The following is a 14,124-nucleotide window of genomic DNA, read 5'->3' on the forward strand; positions in this document are numbered from 1 at the left end:
CCTTCGCCGGCTGCGTGGCGAATGGAAATGATCAGGCAGTCGCAATGAAATTGGTGTCGTCAGCGCTAGTGCGATTGTTGCCGGCGGAACGGCGCATTGTGCGACGCATCGCCCTGATAAAACGCGGCGAAACGTTGCAGCTCACGCTGTGCGTCGGCAACGTCGACGTCGTCATGCAGCACCGCGCTGGAAAAGCCGGTGCGTTCCATTTGCATCAACTGGTCGGCGAGCACGTCGCCGGTTGCGCGCAAGTCGCCGGTGAAGCCGAGCCTGCGCCGTATCAGGTACGCCTGACTGTACGCGCGCCCGTCGGTGAAACCCGGAAAATGCAGTTCGACACGCTGTGCGGCGGCGATGGCCTCGCGCTGCGTCAACGGGTCGATATCGTTCGCAAGCGATACGACGCGTTCGCCCCGTTCAGTGTCGGCCGCGTGCGCGGCAGCGCTCAGAAGCCGGATGCGGGCAGGGCCGTTCATGCCAGATCCTCCGCCAACGTTCGCACGCGGTTTGCTGCCGCCTTGAACGGTTCGACGCCGACGCGCCGGACGGTTTCGATAAACCGTTCCTCGCGCGCACCCGCGCTCGTGCGCAACGACAGGTACGTCTGCAGTATTGCCTGAACCGCTTCTGTCACTTCATCGGCGGAAAACGACGGGCCGATCACCTTGCCGGCTTGCGCGGCGCCGCTCGCCGCCGATCCATCGGAACCGCCGAGCGTCACCTGGTACCACTCCGCGCCATCCTTGTCGACGCCAAGAATGCCGATATGGCCGCTGTGATGGTGACCGCATGAGTTGATGCAGCCGCTGATATGCAGATCGATCTCGCCGATGTCTTCGAGCTCGTCCATATCCTGGTAGCGCTCGGTGATCGCTTGCGCGATTGGCAGCGAGCGCGCATTCGCGAGCGCGCAGAAATCGCCGCCGGGGCACGCGATCATATCGGTCAGCAGGCTGACGTTCGCGCTCGCGAGCCCCGCTTCCCGCGCGGCGTTCCATAGCGCGAGCAGATCGTCCGCGTGCACCCATGGCAGCACGATATTCTGCGTATGCGTGACACGCGCTTCGCCGGCTGAGAAGCGGTCGACGAGGTCCGCAACGAGTTCGAGCTGATTTGCCGACGCATCGCCCGGCGCCTGCAGCAAGCGCTTGAACGACAGGGTCACGATACGCTGCGCAGGGTCTCGATGCGCGGCGACATTGCGCTCGAGCCAGCGTGCAAGCTGCGGCGTGCGTGCCGCAGCGTCGCGCAGCGCGATGGCTGCGCGCGGGTCGGGCTGCTTGCGCGCGTCGCGCTCCTGCGGCACGACAAAATAAGCGCGAACACGTTCGAGCTCGGCGTCCGGAATGGTATGCGGGCCGCCGTCATGCTCGACGATCTGGCGGAATTCCTCTTCGACGTCGTCGATGTATTGCTGTCCTTCCGCTTTCACGAGAATCTTGATGCGCGCCTTGTACTTGTTGTCGCGGCGGCCGTACTGGTTGTACACGCGCACCACGGCTTCGATGTAGTTCATCACGTGCTGCCACGGCAGGAATTCGCGCAGCACCGTACCGATGACCGGCGTGCGCCCCATGCCGCCGCCGACGGTCACGCGAAAGCCGAGCGCGCCGTGCTCGTCGTGGTGCAGACGCAGCCCGACGTCGTGCCACTCCGTCGCGGCGCGGTCTTCGCTTGCGCCGGTTATCGCGATCTTGAACTTGCGCGGCAAGTACGCAAACTCGGGGTGCAGCGTGGTCCACTGCCGCATGATCTCGGCGAACGGGCGTGGGTCCGCGACTTCATCGGGGGCGACGCCTGCGCGCTCATCGCACGAAATGTTGCGGATGCAATTACCGCTCGTCTGGATGCCGTGCATATCGACGGTCGCGAGCAGGTCCATCACGTCGGCCGCTTTCGAGAGCGGAATCCAGTTGAATTGCACATTGGTGCGCGTCGTGAAATGCGCATGATGTGTCGGCAGGCGCGTGGTGCCGAGCTTGCGCTGCGCGTCGAGCGCACGGCGGTACACGTCGGCTTCGGGCGCGTCGTACTCGCGCGCGACGCGCGCCAGCACGCGCAGCTGCGCGCCCGATAATTCGCCGTACGGCACCGCGACCCGCAACATCGGCGCGTGCCGCTGCACGTACCAGCCGTTTTGCAGGCGCAGCGGGCGGAACTGGTCTTCGCTCAGCCGGCCGTCCTGCCAGCGTTCGATCTGGTCGCGGAACTGCGCGGCGCGGTGGCGCAGGAATGCCTTGTCAAACTCGTTGTATTTATACATGACCAATGCGGATTGGGAGGCGCATCCACCACCTCCGTTTCATGGATTGCGTGTGCGTCACATGACGCTTGGGCCGAACATACCGGCGATGGCCCGGTACGGACAGGGGCAGATTCGAGCGAAAATATCGCAGCAGTTGCGATGTTCGCCGCTGAACCGGTCTACAGTACCGTTAAGCATCGATTTTGACCGTTGCATGTTCGATCGGGAGAAAGTCGCATGAAAAAGCAGGTGGGAGTGATCGGCCTCGGCGCAATGGGGCTCGGCGTCGCGCGTTCGCTGTTGAGGGCGGGGTTCACCGTGCATGCATACGATCTGCGCGGCGACGTGCTGCAGCGCTTTGCGAGTGAGGGCGGCGTCGCAGCGGCCAGCCCCGCGGCGCTGGGTGCGCAGTGCGATATCGTGCTGACGCTGGTCGTCAACGCGCAGCAAACCGACGCGGTGCTATTCGGCGAAGACGGCGCCGCGTCTGCGATGAAGCCGGGCAGCGTGGTGCTGGCAAGTGCGACGGTGCCGCCGTCGTTTGCGGTCGACCTTGGGCGGCGGCTCGAAGCCAGCGGGCTGTTGATGCTCGATGCGCCGGTATCGGGCGGAGCCGCGCGCGCGGCAAGCGGCGAGATGACAATGATGACCTCGGGCCCGTCCGATGCGTACGACCTCTGCGAGGACGTGCTCGGCGCGATTGCCGCAAAGGTGTATCGCCTCGGCGCCGGGCACGGCATCGGCTCGAAGGTGAAGATCATCAACCAGCTGCTGGCCGGCGTGCATATCGCCGCTGCGGCGGAGGCGATGGCGCTGGGCCTGCGCGAGGGCGTCGACCCGGAGATGCTGTACGAGGTGATCACGCACAGCGCGGGTAATTCATGGATGTTCGAGAACCGCGTGCCGCATATCCTGCATGGCGACTATGCGCCGCTGTCGGCGGTCGACATCTTTGTCAAAGATCTCGGCCTTGTGCTCGATACCGCGCGTGCAACGAAGTTTCCGCTGCCGCTATCGGCGGCTGCGCATCAGATGTTCATGATGGCGTCGACCGCCGGCCATGGCAGCGAGGACGATTCCGCGGTGATCAAGGTGTTTCCGGGTATCGGGTTGCCGAAGTCCGCGTGATTTTTCGCGCTGCGCTGCGCCGCGCCGCGCTGTGTATGCAGGGCGCTGCGCGGCGCTTCGCCACAAAAGCCTGTGCCTGCCACGCAGTCCGGGCCGCCGCGGCGCAGCACGTCAGAACGCGGTGCCGATCTGGAACTGGAACTTCTGGTACTGATCGCCGGTGTGCTTGACGAGCGGGAAGCCCAGGCTGAGCTTGAGCGGGCCGATCGGCGAAATCCATGCGAGGCCGAGACCATAGCCGTAACGCAGACCGTTCGCGCCGGTCGTCGTGCCGCCCTGGCCCGGGTCGCCCCACACGTTGCCGCCGTCGAAGAACGTGAAGATGCGCAGCGTGCGGTCATACCCGGTGCCCGGCAGCGGGAAGGTCAGCTCGATATTGCCGACCGCCATGCGCGAGCCGCCGATCGGGTCGTTTGTGCTGGCGTCGCGCGGACCGAGCGAACTCGGCTCATAGCCGCGCACCGAACCGATACCGCCCGCGAAGTAGTTCTTGAAGATCGGGAAGGTCTGGCCCGCGAGTCCTTTGCCGTAACCGCCCTGAAAATTCAGGCCCAGCACGAAGCCGCGCGCAAACGAGTAGTAGTACTGGGCCTGCGCGTCGAACTTCACGTAAGTCGTGTTTCCGGCGGGCGTGCCGTATTCGCTGTTCGCTTGCGCGAAATAGCCGCGGCTCGGCACGAGTGCGCTGTCGCGATTATCGCGCGACCAGCCGACGGTGACCGGCACGTTGTTCACGACGCGGCCGAATTCCTTCACGTAGTCGAGGTACGCTTGCGGCGTTGCGCCGTCGACGTCAAGACGGTTCTGCTCGACGCCGATGCCGAAGAACACGGTGTCCGCTTCCGAAAACGGAATGCCGAACTTCGTGTCCGCGCCGACGGTGATGATGCGGAAGCTCGAGTCGGTCGAGAAGAGCAGCGGCTGCACGGTGCGGTAGTACGCGTCGGTGATGCGTTTGATGCCGTCCACCGTGAAGTACGGGTCGACCTGCGTGACGGTCAGCGTGCGGAACGTCTTGGCCGTGTTCACGTTGACGGACAGGCTGGTGCCGGAGCCGAACACGTTGTCCTGCGATACGCCGGCGGACAGCACCACCTTGTCGGTGGACGAGAAGCCCGCACCGAGCGTGATCGCGCCGGTCGGCTTTTCCGTCACGTCGACGTTCACGTCGACCTGGTCGTCGGTGCCTTCGACCGGCGCCGTCGTCACGTCCACGTTGGTGAAATAGCCGAGCCGGTTGATGCGGTCTTTCGACAGCGCAAGCTTGCCCGAGTCGAACCACGAGCTTTCGAGCTGACGCATCTCGCGGCGTATCACTTCGTCGCGCGTGCGTGTATTGCCGGTTACGTTGATGTGGCGCACGTACACACGTTTGCCTGCATCGACCTGCAGCGTGAGGTCGACCTTGTGATGCTCCTGGTCGATCTTCGGCACCGCATTGACGCTGGCGAACGCATAGCCGTATTCGCCGAGCTTGTCGACGATCGCTTTGGTCGTGGCCTGCAGCTTGTCGGCCGAGAAACGCTCGCCTTTGCGCACGCTGATCAGCTTCTTGAGCTCCGCTTCGCGATCGAGCAGGTTGCCCGCGAGCGTGATGCTCGAAATCGTGTACGGCTCGCCCTCGTGCAGCGTGATCGTCAGGTACATTTCCTTCTTGTCGGGCGTGATCGACACTTGTGTCGACTCGATATTGAACTCGAGGTAGCCGCGATTCAGGTAGTACGAGCGAATATGATCGAGATCGCCGGTGAGCTTTTCCTTCGAGTACAGGTCGTTCTTCGTGTACCAGGAAAACCAGTTCGGCGTCGACATCTCCATTTCATCGAGCAGCGTGCCGGAGCTGAATACCTTGTTGCCGATAAAGTTGATCTGGCGAATTTTCGCGCTCGGACCTTCGATGACCGAAAACAGCAGCCCGACGCGATTGCGGTCGATCGGCGAAATGGTGGTTGTGACTTCGGCCGCGTAGTAGCCGCGCGTCAGGTACTGGCGCTTCAGTTCCTGCTCGGCCTTGTCGACGAGCGCCTTGTCGTAATAGCGGCCAAGCGACAAGCCGACCGAGTTCAGCGCTTTGAGCAGGTTGTCTTTCTCGAACTCGTGAATGCCGGCGAAATCGATCGTGCCGATCGCCGGACGCTCGGCCACGGTGACGACGACCGTGTCGCCGTCAGTGGAAATTCTCACGTCGTTGAAAAAGCCGGTCGCGTACAACGCGCGGATCGCGGCGGACCCTTTGTCGTCGGTGAAGGTATCGCCTTTCTTGATCGGCAGATACGAAAAAACGGTGCCTGGCTCGACGCGTTGCAGACCGTCGATGCGAATGTCGCGAACCACGAATGAATCGGCCGCGTGTGCCGACATCACCGTTACGCTCAAGCCAACCCACGTGAATGACTTCGCGCAGCGAGATAATATTATTCGTGGCTTCATGCAGGGTAATCGAAAAGAAATTCGGTCAGACGTGAAAAGCGCGGCCGCATTACGTCAGGTAAAAAACGGCGGCTCGTGCAAGGGAGCGAAGGTTCGTTGTTCTATTGCAATCGCAGTCGTGAAAGGTCGCTGCCCTGGGCAAGACCGGTTGCGAGCGCAAGCACCTCGGTCATATGCGCGGCTTGAGAGCGGTGTAACTGAAAGGACAGCTCCGCGCCCCCGGGCAAACGGAACGTGAAAATCAGGTAGGGCTTACCGCCCGCATCCTTTCCGAGTGCCCACGCCTCGCAGGGCATCGCGAACTTGACACTCTTCTTCTTGTGGCGAATACGTTCCGAGGAGCCGATCGCATTTGAAAGCGCCGCCAGCAACTCATGCATCACCGAGCAATGCAATGCGATGCGCTCGGGCTGATTGCTGTTCAATATCAGGTACTGACCATCCGCTGTCAGTTCGAACCCCTTGAACGAATCGATTGCTACGGCGGAGGGCGGGGCCATACATTCACTCCATGACGAAGCCAGTCACGGAGCATAGGCGAGAATGGCCGCGTTCATGTTACCTGCGGGTTACTGCAGATTTCTTCCAGTCAGGTGAGGGATCGGGGGTGATGCACTCGTCTAATTGCAAGCATCCGTGCAATGTTCGTGCAATCGGAAAGTACTGCAAGCGCGTGCTTTGGTGAGCTTGCGCGCATTACGTTTGCCTGAAGCTTCGTTGACGGGGCGGCAATGGACTGGCCCGCATAAAGATGCGAGCGAGTGTGTTCGAGCGATAGCCATGCGGCTGCGGAGGGTGCTCGCGCATATCGTTTCGCAAGCTCAGGCGGTTGCCTCGCGAAGGCCGCATCGACGATGCGGCCTTCACGGCAAATGTTTTGACCTGGCGTTGGGCGCAGAGACGCCGCTATGCTCAGACCTCAGACCTGCAGTTCGCGAATCGGCGCACCCGCGAGCCACGCATGAATGTCTTCGACGATTTGCGGATAGGCGCCGCGATAGGTGTTTTCCGTCACGTACCCGATATGCGGCGTCGCCAGCACGTTCGGCAGAAAGCGGTATGGATGCGTGAGCGGCAGCGGCTCTTCATCGAAGACATCGAGGGCGGCGCCTGCGATGCGTTGCGCTTGCAGCGCTTCGATCAGCGCGGCCTCCGAGACGATCGGTCCGCGCGACGTATTGACGAGATACGCGGTCGGCTTCATCGATGCGAGTGCCGCCGCATCGACGAGACCGCGCGAGCGGTCGCCGAGTTTCAGATGAATCGACACGACGTCCGCTTCGCGAAAGAGCGTTGCCTTGTCCACTTGCCGCGCTCCGGCTTCGGCCGCGCGCTCGGGCGTCAGGTTCGGGCTCCACGCAATTACCTTCATGCCGAATGCGGTGCCGAAGCGTGCGACTTGCTGGCCGATCTTGCCGAGACCGAGCAGGCCGAGTGTTTTGCCGTTCACATCGACGCCGACGCTGGTTTGCCAGCCGCCCGCGCGCACCGACGCCGATTCACGATGCAGATTGCGCGTGATGGCGAGAATCAGGCCCCACGTCAGCGCGGGCGTCGCGGCCGGTTCGCTCGCATCGGTGCCCGATACGATGATGCCGCGCGCTTTGGCCGCGTGCAGATCGATTGCCGCGTTCCACATGCCGACCGTGGTGATCAGCTTCAGTTTCGGCAGGCGCGCAATCAGATCCGCGTCAAAGGGTGTACGTTCCCGCATCAGCACGACGGCGTCGAACGGTGCGAGTCGCGCGACGAGCGCGTCGCGGTCCGCCACGTGATCATGGAAAAACACGGTAGTCGCGCGCGGTTGCAGGCTCGCCCAGTCAGCGAGTGTCGGCGCGGTGTGCTGGTAGTCGTCGAGTATGGCAATGCTGGTCGAAGCAGGGGTCATCGCGTCTCCTTCGGGTTGGGATGGGTACGGCCGGTTCAGGTACGGCCGCTTCAGGCACGGTCGGTTCGCGCGTGCCAGTTTATTCAGGGCAAGTGCCTTTCGAACAGCCGACATACGCCGTTGCGCGGCGTGAAGCCGCAGCACAGGAAGCACGATAGCAGCAGCGCAAATTTCGTGCGGGACCCCAGGCGGCGCCGGCGGTCAAAATGATTGACAACCGCGACACACATCCGCAGACTCAATTCATCACACAATAAGACAGCAACTCAGCATGCGCAACTGAACCGCCCGAACGTTGCAACCCTGTTGCATCGGCTCCGGCGCGGCGTTTCTCGATCAGAAACGAAGGAGACAAGCGGATGGTGCATCTTCGCAGCAGAGGACAAGGAACGGCTGCCAGTGACGGCCACGCAGTGAACGCGCCGGCGCCGGACGACAACGACAGCAGTCTCGCGGCGTTCTATCGGCAGATGGCGCCGCGCGAACGGCGCACCTTCTGGACCTGCTTCTCGGGCTGGGGGCTCGACGCGCTGGACTTCATGATCTACCCGCTCGTGATCGGCACGATCACCGTGATGTGGCAGGTCGAGCCCGGGATGGCGGGTCTCGCGGTAACCGTCACCTTGCTGACATCGGCGATCGGCGGGTGGCTCGCCGGCTATCTGGCGGATCGCATCGGCCGGGTTCGCACGCTGCAGATCACCGTTGGCTGGTTCTGTCTTTTCAGCCTGGTTTGCGCCGTCACCCGGAATTTCGATCAGTTGATGATCGCGCGCGGTCTGCTCGGTTTCGGCTTCGGCGGCGAGTGGGCCGCGGGCGCGGTGCTGATCGGCGAAACGGTCAGGCCTGCGTATCGCGGCCGCGCGGTCGGGTCGGTGCAGTCCGCGTGGGGCGTCGGTTGGGGCGCGGCGGTGCTGTTGCAGGCAATCACATTCTCGCTGCTGCCGCCGCATCTCGCGTGGCGCGCGATGTTCGCGGCCGGCGCGGTGCCCGCGGTGATGCTCATTTACGCGCGCCGCTATGTGCATGAGCCGCGTATCGCCGAGCACGCGCTCGGCGCCGGAAGCCATCATGCACAGGCGCCGTCGCTATGGGAAATTTTCAGCGGACCGCGCTTGCGCACGACGCTGCTGGGCGCGCTCTTCGTGATGGGCTGTCAAGGCGGCTACTACGCGATCTCGACATGGATTCCGACGTTCCTGAAGACCGAGCGGCATCTGAGCGTCATCAATTCGACCGGGTATCTGGGCTTTCTGATTGCGGGGAGTATCGCCGGCTATCTGACTGGCGCGTGGATCTCCGACCGCTTCGGGCGCAAGACGCTGTTCGTGTCCTTTTCGGTTATCGCAATCGTCGCGGTGCTTGCGTACACGCAGTTGACGATTGGCAATGACGTGATGCTATGGCTCGGCTTTCCGCTGGGTTTCTTCGGCAGCGGGTATCTCGCGGGCGTCGGTCCATTTTTGACAGAGCTGTATCCGACCCGCTTGCGCGGTTCGGGGCAGGGCTTCTGCTACAACTTCGGCCGCGGCATGGGTGCGTTGTTTCCGACGCTGGTCGGCCTGTTTGCGAAGCATCTCGGACTCGCGAGCGCCATCGCGATCTTCGCCGTATTCGCGTATGCACTGATGCTCGCCAGCGTCGCGTTACTTCCTGAAACCCGCGGTATTGCCCTGGAGGATATCTGAGTGACTGCAACCGATATTGACAGCAATGCGCCGCGTTGCCCCGCACCGCCCACGCAACAGAGCGGCCCGAGCGCTTTTACGATGCCGGCCGGCGTGGTGGATACGCATGCCCATGTGATCGGCGAGCCGCCGCGGTATCCGTGGATGCCGGATCGCGCTTATACGCCGCCGGCGGCGCCTGCTGAAGCGTATCTGCGCATGCTCGACGATACGGGTTCGACGTACGGCGTGCTGATTCAGGTCAGCGTGCATGGGCAGGACAACACACTGATGCTCGAGACGCTGCGCGCGAATCGTGCACGGCTAAGAGGCGTGGTTGTGCCCACGCTCGGGCTGGCGGATGCCGCGTACCAGGCGATGGTCGATGCCGGTGCGGTCGGAATGCGGATCAACGTGCTGTATGGCGGCGGTGGCATCACCTTTGCGCAACTCGAAGAATACGACGCGCTTGCACGCGACTGGGGCTGGCACATCCAGTTTCTGCTGGATGCGCGCGATCTGCCGGAACTGGGGCCGCGCCTCGCGAAGCTGAGATCGACGATCGTCGTCGACCATATGGGACATCTGCCGGCTTCGGCGGGCGTGCAGTCCGACGGTTTCCAGCGCCTGATCGCGCTTGTGCGCGACGGCGCGTGGGTCAAGCTGTCCGGCGCATACCGCTTGAGCGGCGCGGAGCCGCCGTATCGGGACACCATCGCCTACGCGCAGGCGCTCGCCGATGCGGCGCCGACGCGTTGCGTGTGGGGTTCGGACTGGCCGCACGTTGCGCAGTGGCGCACGATGCCGACCGTCAGCCAGCTGCTCGATACCCTGGCGCTATCGGTGCCGGACGCCACGTTGCGTAGCCAGATTCTGACGACGAACGCGCATCGGCTGTACGGCTTCCAGCCCTAGCCAGGCATTCCTTACTTCGCCGACACCGTGTCGACCTCCGGCACCGTGGTCAGCACGGTCGACGGCAGATGCTGGGCTTGCTGCTTCGATACCGCGCCGGCAAATTTCCATCCGGTGGGCAGCTTCACAAACGTGTAGCCGGTCGGCTGATCGACGAACACCGCATACATCGCGGCCGAATCGTGCAATACAGCGGGGGCCGGCGCCGTGGTCTGGGCATGTGAGACAAGCGGGCTCGCGACGAGCAGCGCGGCAGCGAGTGCGGACAGGGTGGCTTTCATCTTGAGATTCCTTGAATGGTTGAACGGCCGGCGCCGGCGCGCAGACTGTAACGTCTGCAGAAACACGCATTTGAGGCTGGCCGCTTATTTGTGTATCGGTTAATACAGATTTGACCATCACAATCAAATGGTGTCCAGCTATTTCTGTTAAGATCGATACATAATTAAATTGCGGAAACTGCAACAGGAGGCGCGACATGGCTGGCATCCAGCAGCAACATATTGCGAGACCGCGCGGCAGACCGCGGGAATTCGACCGCGCGGCTGCGTTGCGTCACGCGATGGAACTGTTCTGGGAAAAGGGCTTCGATGCGTGCTCGATCAGCGATCTGGGCGGCGCGATGGGCATCAATTCACCGAGTCTTTATGCCGCATTCGGCAGCAAGGACGCGTTGTTTCGCGAAGCCGTCGAACTCTATGCGAACGCGGAGGGCGGCGCCGCATTGAGGCAGTTGCATGCCCACGAATCGGTGCGCGACGGCTTGCGGGCGATGTTGCGCACCAGTGCGGAGCTGTTTGCCGGGACGCGTCCGGCAAAAGGCTGCATGGTGTTTCTCGGCGGCATGAACGTCGGCGCCGGGCACGAGGATTTGCGTGCGTTTTTACGCGGGTTGAGGCGCAAGGTAGCCGCGGCGCTCGTCGAGCGCTTCGCGTACGCGAAGGCGAACGGCGAGCTTGCCGCCCGAGCGGATCCGAAGGCGCTCGCGAGCCTGTGTATCACGGTGTTCGCGGGCCTGTCGGTCGAAGCGGTGGATGGCGTGCGCCGGGCCGTGCTGTTCGATGCCATCGATCAGTTCATCGATGGGTTGCCGTGGCGCAGCCACGGCTGAATCGCACGATGCGCGCGCGAGCGAATCGCGCGGCGGCGGGCGCCCTGGTTTACGCGAATCCGCCGTTGGCTCGCAGAATCTGGCCGTTTATCCATGCACCGTCCGGACCGGCGAGGAACGAGACGACACTCGCGATGTCGGCGGGTGTGCCGAGGCGTTCGAGCGGCGCCAGTTCGGCGAGCGTCCTGATCTGCTGTTCGCTCTTGCCCTTGAGGAACAGCTCGGTGCCGACCGGGCCGGGCGCGACGCAGTTGACCGTGATGCCGCGTCCGCGCAGTTCGTTGGCCAGCACGCGCACGAGTCCTTCAACACCCGATTTCGATGCAATATACGCGCCGTAGTTCGGAAACGATTTGCCGAGCACGCTGCTCGAAAACGCGATGATGCGCCCGCCGCTCTCCAGCGCGTTGGCGGCGGCCGAGAGAATCAGATAGGTGCCGCGCAGGTTGGTGGCGATCACGCGGTCGAATGTCTCGACGTCGCCGGCCGCGATTGGTCCGAGCGGCATAATGCCGGCGCAATTGACGACCGCGTCGACGCGCTCGAACGTTTCTCGCGTGCTCGCGAAGAGTTGCGCAACGTCATCCTTATTCGCAATATCGGCTTTTATCGCAATCGCACGGCGGCCCAGTTTCTTCACATCTGAAACGAGTGCGTCCGCCGCGGCCGAGTGGCCGGAGTATGTCACCGCGATGTCAAAGCCATCGCGCGCAAGGCGCGCCGCAACCGCGCCGCCGATGCCGCCGGATGCGCCTGTCACGATTGCAGCTTGAGCAGAAGTTTGAGCCATATGAACGCTCCTTGTCTTTTCACATTGTCGAATAGGTCGATTCGATTTTAGACATCCTGTGTGAAATCGGCGAGGACAGTTCGGTATCCGTTGCAATGGCCGGGTCCTCGCATTGAACGGAGGCGGCGGGAATCGTCTACTACTGTGGTGCGTGCCATCGTTCGACGCATTGCACGTCGAACGATGGCGTCGAGACGCGTCGTGCAGACCAGCGGTCGCCGGCTGTGAGAAGGGCTTACGCGGCGCGCGCGGCGATACGTATCAGCAAATCGGCGAGCAGGTCCGGGTGCAGCACCATGGCGTCGTGGCCCGATGCGAGTTCTTCCCAGTTCCAGCCGGGCAGTGAGCGGATCCGCTCGCGAACCCGCGCAAGCGTTTCGTAAGAGGGTTGCGTGCAGTGCACATATGTGCGCGGCAGGCCATTGCCGAGCGGGTGGCGCAGCGTGAGCGGCGTGCGATACGTGGCGAGCGGATGCGGCGTCAGTCGGCGGCGCACCCAATCCGCGTGCGGGTGGTCATCCGGTATTCCCATCGCGCCGACGCTCGGTACGGGCATGGCCAGCGGTTGGCCGCTCGCGGCGATCGCTTTCATCCGCTCTTCGACGATCTCTCGCGGCAAGATGTCCATCGCGCATTCACCGTTTTCAACGAGCGGGCTGTCGAGAAACACCAGTGAGCGCAGCGCGGCGGGACACCGGTCGGCGACGCCGGCGGCCACGAGACCGCCGTAGCTGTGACCGACCAGCACCACATCGTCGAGTTCTTCGGCTTCGAGCAGGTTTTCTATATCGGCAATCGGCACATCGAGCGACGTCGCCGCACTGAGCAGATGATGCCGTTCGCCCTGGCCGGTCAACGTCGGCGCGAACACGCGATGTCCTTGTGCGCGCAACGTGTCCACGACGAACCGCCAGCACCAGCCGCCGTGCGATGCGCCGTGAATCAGCACGAACGTATGGCCGTGCGCGGAACCGGCGTGTGTGCGTGAAGATGAAGTCCTGGTGTTCATCGTTGTCTCCTTTATCGGCGGCCGGTGGCGGTCTCGAGCCGCGATCGGCCGTGCCGTTTCGTATCGTGCCTGCTGTGCCGCGGGCCGGCAAGATGCGGCGTTATCATGGAGGGCCGGATGAGCGGGTTGAACGACGGGCTGAACACCGGCTGCACAGCCGACTGCACGTCCATGCGAGTGCTATCGCACCCAACCCGGTCGCGGGTTTTGCAACAGGAGTGAGCGTGATGGATAACCTGCAAGGAAAAATCGTCGCCGTGACCGGCGCATTCGGCGCGCTCGGTTTCGTGACCGCTCAAGTGCTGGCGCAGCGCGGCGCGCAAGTCGCGCTGATCGGCCGCGGCGCCGCGCCGGCAACGCTACCGCTGGAGCTTGCGCAGGCGTGTGTCGTCGAACACGTGGATCTGACCGATCCGCAAGCGGCACAGCATGCGATCGCAACCATCGCGGCCCGCTTCGGCGGGCTCGACGCGCTCGTCAACATCGCCGGCGGATTCCGCTGGGAGACCATTGCCGATGGCAGTGCGGACAGCTGGGAGCGGATGTTCGACGTCAACGTGAAGACGGCATTGAACGCATCCAAAGCGGCGCTTGCGCAACTCGCTGCGCGTGCGGGCGGCCGCATCGTCAATCTCGGCGCGATGGCCGCGCTGAAGGCGGGCACCGGCATGGGCGCCTATGCCGCATCGAAATCCGCGGTGATGCGCCTCACCGAAACGCTGGCGGAGGAGCTGAAGGACAAAGGGGTGACCGTCAATGCGATTCTGCCGTCGATCATCGACACGCATCAGAACCGCGCCGATATGCCCGATGCGGATTTCTCGCGCTGGGTGACACCTGAGCAGATTGCCGCTGTCATCGCGTTTCTGCTGTCGCAGGACGCGCAGTGCATTACCGGCGCGTTGATTCCGGTGACGGGACGTGTTTGACACCCGTGTCAT

The 14,124-nt window shown here is 63.3% G+C and carries 13 protein-coding genes; 5 read left to right on the forward strand and 8 right to left on the reverse strand.

Annotated features, from left to right (window positions below; all coding sequences use genetic code 11):
* Positions 1–65 precede the first annotated feature (65 nt).
* Together HV675_RS00570 and HV675_RS00575 are read right to left on the reverse strand one after the other, a co-directional pair.
* Positions 66–476 carry a DUF934 domain-containing protein gene (locus HV675_RS00570; RefSeq protein WP_175108791.1) on the reverse strand — a complete coding sequence of 137 codons (411 nt, stop codon included), beginning with the start codon at positions 474–476 and terminating at the stop codon, positions 66–68.
* Positions 473–2,263: a nitrite/sulfite reductase gene (locus tag HV675_RS00575; RefSeq protein ID WP_175108792.1), complete on the reverse strand. Its 1,791-nt coding sequence runs from the start codon at positions 2,261–2,263 to the stop codon at positions 473–475. Before HV675_RS00575 ends, HV675_RS00570 begins: the two co-directional genes overlap by 4 nt.
* 219 nt (positions 2,264–2,482) lie before the next feature.
* On the opposite strand from HV675_RS00575, the gene ltnD reads away from it, so the two are divergent.
* On the forward strand, positions 2,483–3,373 hold the full coding sequence (ltnD, locus tag HV675_RS00580) for an L-threonate dehydrogenase (protein ID WP_175108793.1): 891 nt from the start codon (positions 2,483–2,485) through the stop codon (positions 3,371–3,373).
* A 111-nt stretch (positions 3,374–3,484) separates the two neighbouring features.
* Here ltnD and bamA read toward each other — a convergent pair whose 3' ends face one another.
* The 3 genes from bamA to HV675_RS00595 form a co-directional block, all read right to left on the reverse strand.
* Positions 3,485–5,788: an outer membrane protein assembly factor BamA gene (bamA, locus tag HV675_RS00585; RefSeq protein ID WP_377700767.1), complete on the reverse strand. Its 2,304-nt coding sequence runs from the start codon at positions 5,786–5,788 to the stop codon at positions 3,485–3,487.
* 116 nt (positions 5,789–5,904) lie between these two features.
* The gene (locus HV675_RS00590; protein WP_175108795.1) at positions 5,905–6,303 is read right to left on the reverse strand and encodes a hypothetical protein; all 399 of its coding nucleotides are present in this window, start codon (positions 6,301–6,303) and stop codon (positions 5,905–5,907) included.
* Positions 6,304–6,722: 419 nt separating this feature from the next.
* On the reverse strand, positions 6,723–7,691 hold the full coding sequence (locus HV675_RS00595) for a D-2-hydroxyacid dehydrogenase family protein (RefSeq protein WP_175108796.1): 969 nt from the start codon (positions 7,689–7,691) through the stop codon (positions 6,723–6,725).
* 359 nt (positions 7,692–8,050) lie between these two features.
* Between HV675_RS00595 and HV675_RS00600 the strand changes: the two genes are divergently transcribed.
* Both HV675_RS00600 and HV675_RS00605 read left to right on the forward strand, forming a co-directional pair.
* On the forward strand, positions 8,051–9,379 hold the full coding sequence (locus HV675_RS00600) for an MFS transporter (protein ID WP_175108797.1): 1,329 nt from the start codon (positions 8,051–8,053) through the stop codon (positions 9,377–9,379).
* Positions 9,380–10,273: an amidohydrolase family protein gene (locus HV675_RS00605; protein ID WP_246270029.1), complete on the forward strand. Its 894-nt coding sequence runs from the start codon at positions 9,380–9,382 to the stop codon at positions 10,271–10,273.
* Between the two features lie 11 nt (positions 10,274–10,284).
* Here HV675_RS00605 and HV675_RS00610 read toward each other — a convergent pair whose 3' ends face one another.
* Entirely contained in the window at positions 10,285–10,554 is a 270-nt protein-coding gene (locus tag HV675_RS00610) for a hypothetical protein (protein WP_175108798.1), read from the reverse strand.
* Between the two features lie 197 nt (positions 10,555–10,751).
* Between HV675_RS00610 and HV675_RS00615 the strand changes: the two genes are divergently transcribed.
* A complete protein-coding gene (locus HV675_RS00615) occupies positions 10,752–11,384 on the forward strand; it encodes a TetR/AcrR family transcriptional regulator (protein WP_175108799.1) in 633 nt (210 codons plus the stop codon).
* A 49-nt stretch (positions 11,385–11,433) separates the two neighbouring features.
* Here HV675_RS00615 and HV675_RS00620 read toward each other — a convergent pair whose 3' ends face one another.
* Both HV675_RS00620 and HV675_RS00625 read right to left on the reverse strand, forming a co-directional pair.
* Positions 11,434–12,174 (reverse strand): SDR family oxidoreductase, encoded by a 741-nt coding sequence (locus HV675_RS00620; RefSeq protein WP_175108800.1) that lies wholly within the window; start codon positions 12,172–12,174, stop codon positions 11,434–11,436.
* A 235-nt stretch (positions 12,175–12,409) separates the two neighbouring features.
* Complete coding sequence (locus tag HV675_RS00625; RefSeq protein ID WP_175108801.1) at positions 12,410–13,183, reverse strand: alpha/beta fold hydrolase; 774 nt, start codon at positions 13,181–13,183, stop codon at positions 12,410–12,412.
* Positions 13,184–13,410: 227 nt separating this feature from the next.
* Between HV675_RS00625 and HV675_RS00630 the strand changes: the two genes are divergently transcribed.
* A complete protein-coding gene (locus HV675_RS00630) occupies positions 13,411–14,112 on the forward strand; it encodes an SDR family NAD(P)-dependent oxidoreductase (RefSeq protein WP_377700759.1) in 702 nt (233 codons plus the stop codon).
* Positions 14,113–14,124: the final 12 nt, after the last annotated feature.

The sequence above is a fragment of the Paraburkholderia solisilvae genome, from assembly GCF_902859875.1.
Taxonomy (GTDB): domain Bacteria; phylum Pseudomonadota; class Gammaproteobacteria; order Burkholderiales; family Burkholderiaceae; genus Paraburkholderia; species Paraburkholderia solisilvae.

Bases quoted from the DNA above. Each gene is read 5' to 3' on its own strand.
- HV675_RS00630 (WP_377700759.1), top strand. From the start codon at position 13,411: ATGGATAACCTGCAAGGAAAAATCGTCGCCGTGACCGGCGCATTCGGC.
- HV675_RS00570 (WP_175108791.1), bottom strand. From the start codon at position 476: ATGAACGGCCCTGCCCGCATCCGGCTTCTGAGCGCTGCCGCGCACGCG.
- HV675_RS00575 (WP_175108792.1), bottom strand. From the start codon at position 2,263: ATGTATAAATACAACGAGTTTGACAAGGCATTCCTGCGCCACCGCGCC.
- HV675_RS00620 (WP_175108800.1), bottom strand. From the start codon at position 12,174: ATGGCTCAAACTTCTGCTCAAGCTGCAATCGTGACAGGCGCATCCGGC.
- ltnD (WP_175108793.1), top strand. From the start codon at position 2,483: ATGAAAAAGCAGGTGGGAGTGATCGGCCTCGGCGCAATGGGGCTCGGC.
- HV675_RS00595 (WP_175108796.1), bottom strand. From the start codon at position 7,691: ATGACCCCTGCTTCGACCAGCATTGCCATACTCGACGACTACCAGCAC.
- HV675_RS00610 (WP_175108798.1), bottom strand. From the start codon at position 10,554: ATGAAAGCCACCCTGTCCGCACTCGCTGCCGCGCTGCTCGTCGCGAGC.
- HV675_RS00615 (WP_175108799.1), top strand. From the start codon at position 10,752: ATGGCTGGCATCCAGCAGCAACATATTGCGAGACCGCGCGGCAGACCG.
- HV675_RS00600 (WP_175108797.1), top strand. From the start codon at position 8,051: ATGGTGCATCTTCGCAGCAGAGGACAAGGAACGGCTGCCAGTGACGGC.
- HV675_RS00590 (WP_175108795.1), bottom strand. From the start codon at position 6,303: ATGGCCCCGCCCTCCGCCGTAGCAATCGATTCGTTCAAGGGGTTCGAA.
- HV675_RS00625 (WP_175108801.1), bottom strand. From the start codon at position 13,183: ATGAACACCAGGACTTCATCTTCACGCACACACGCCGGTTCCGCGCAC.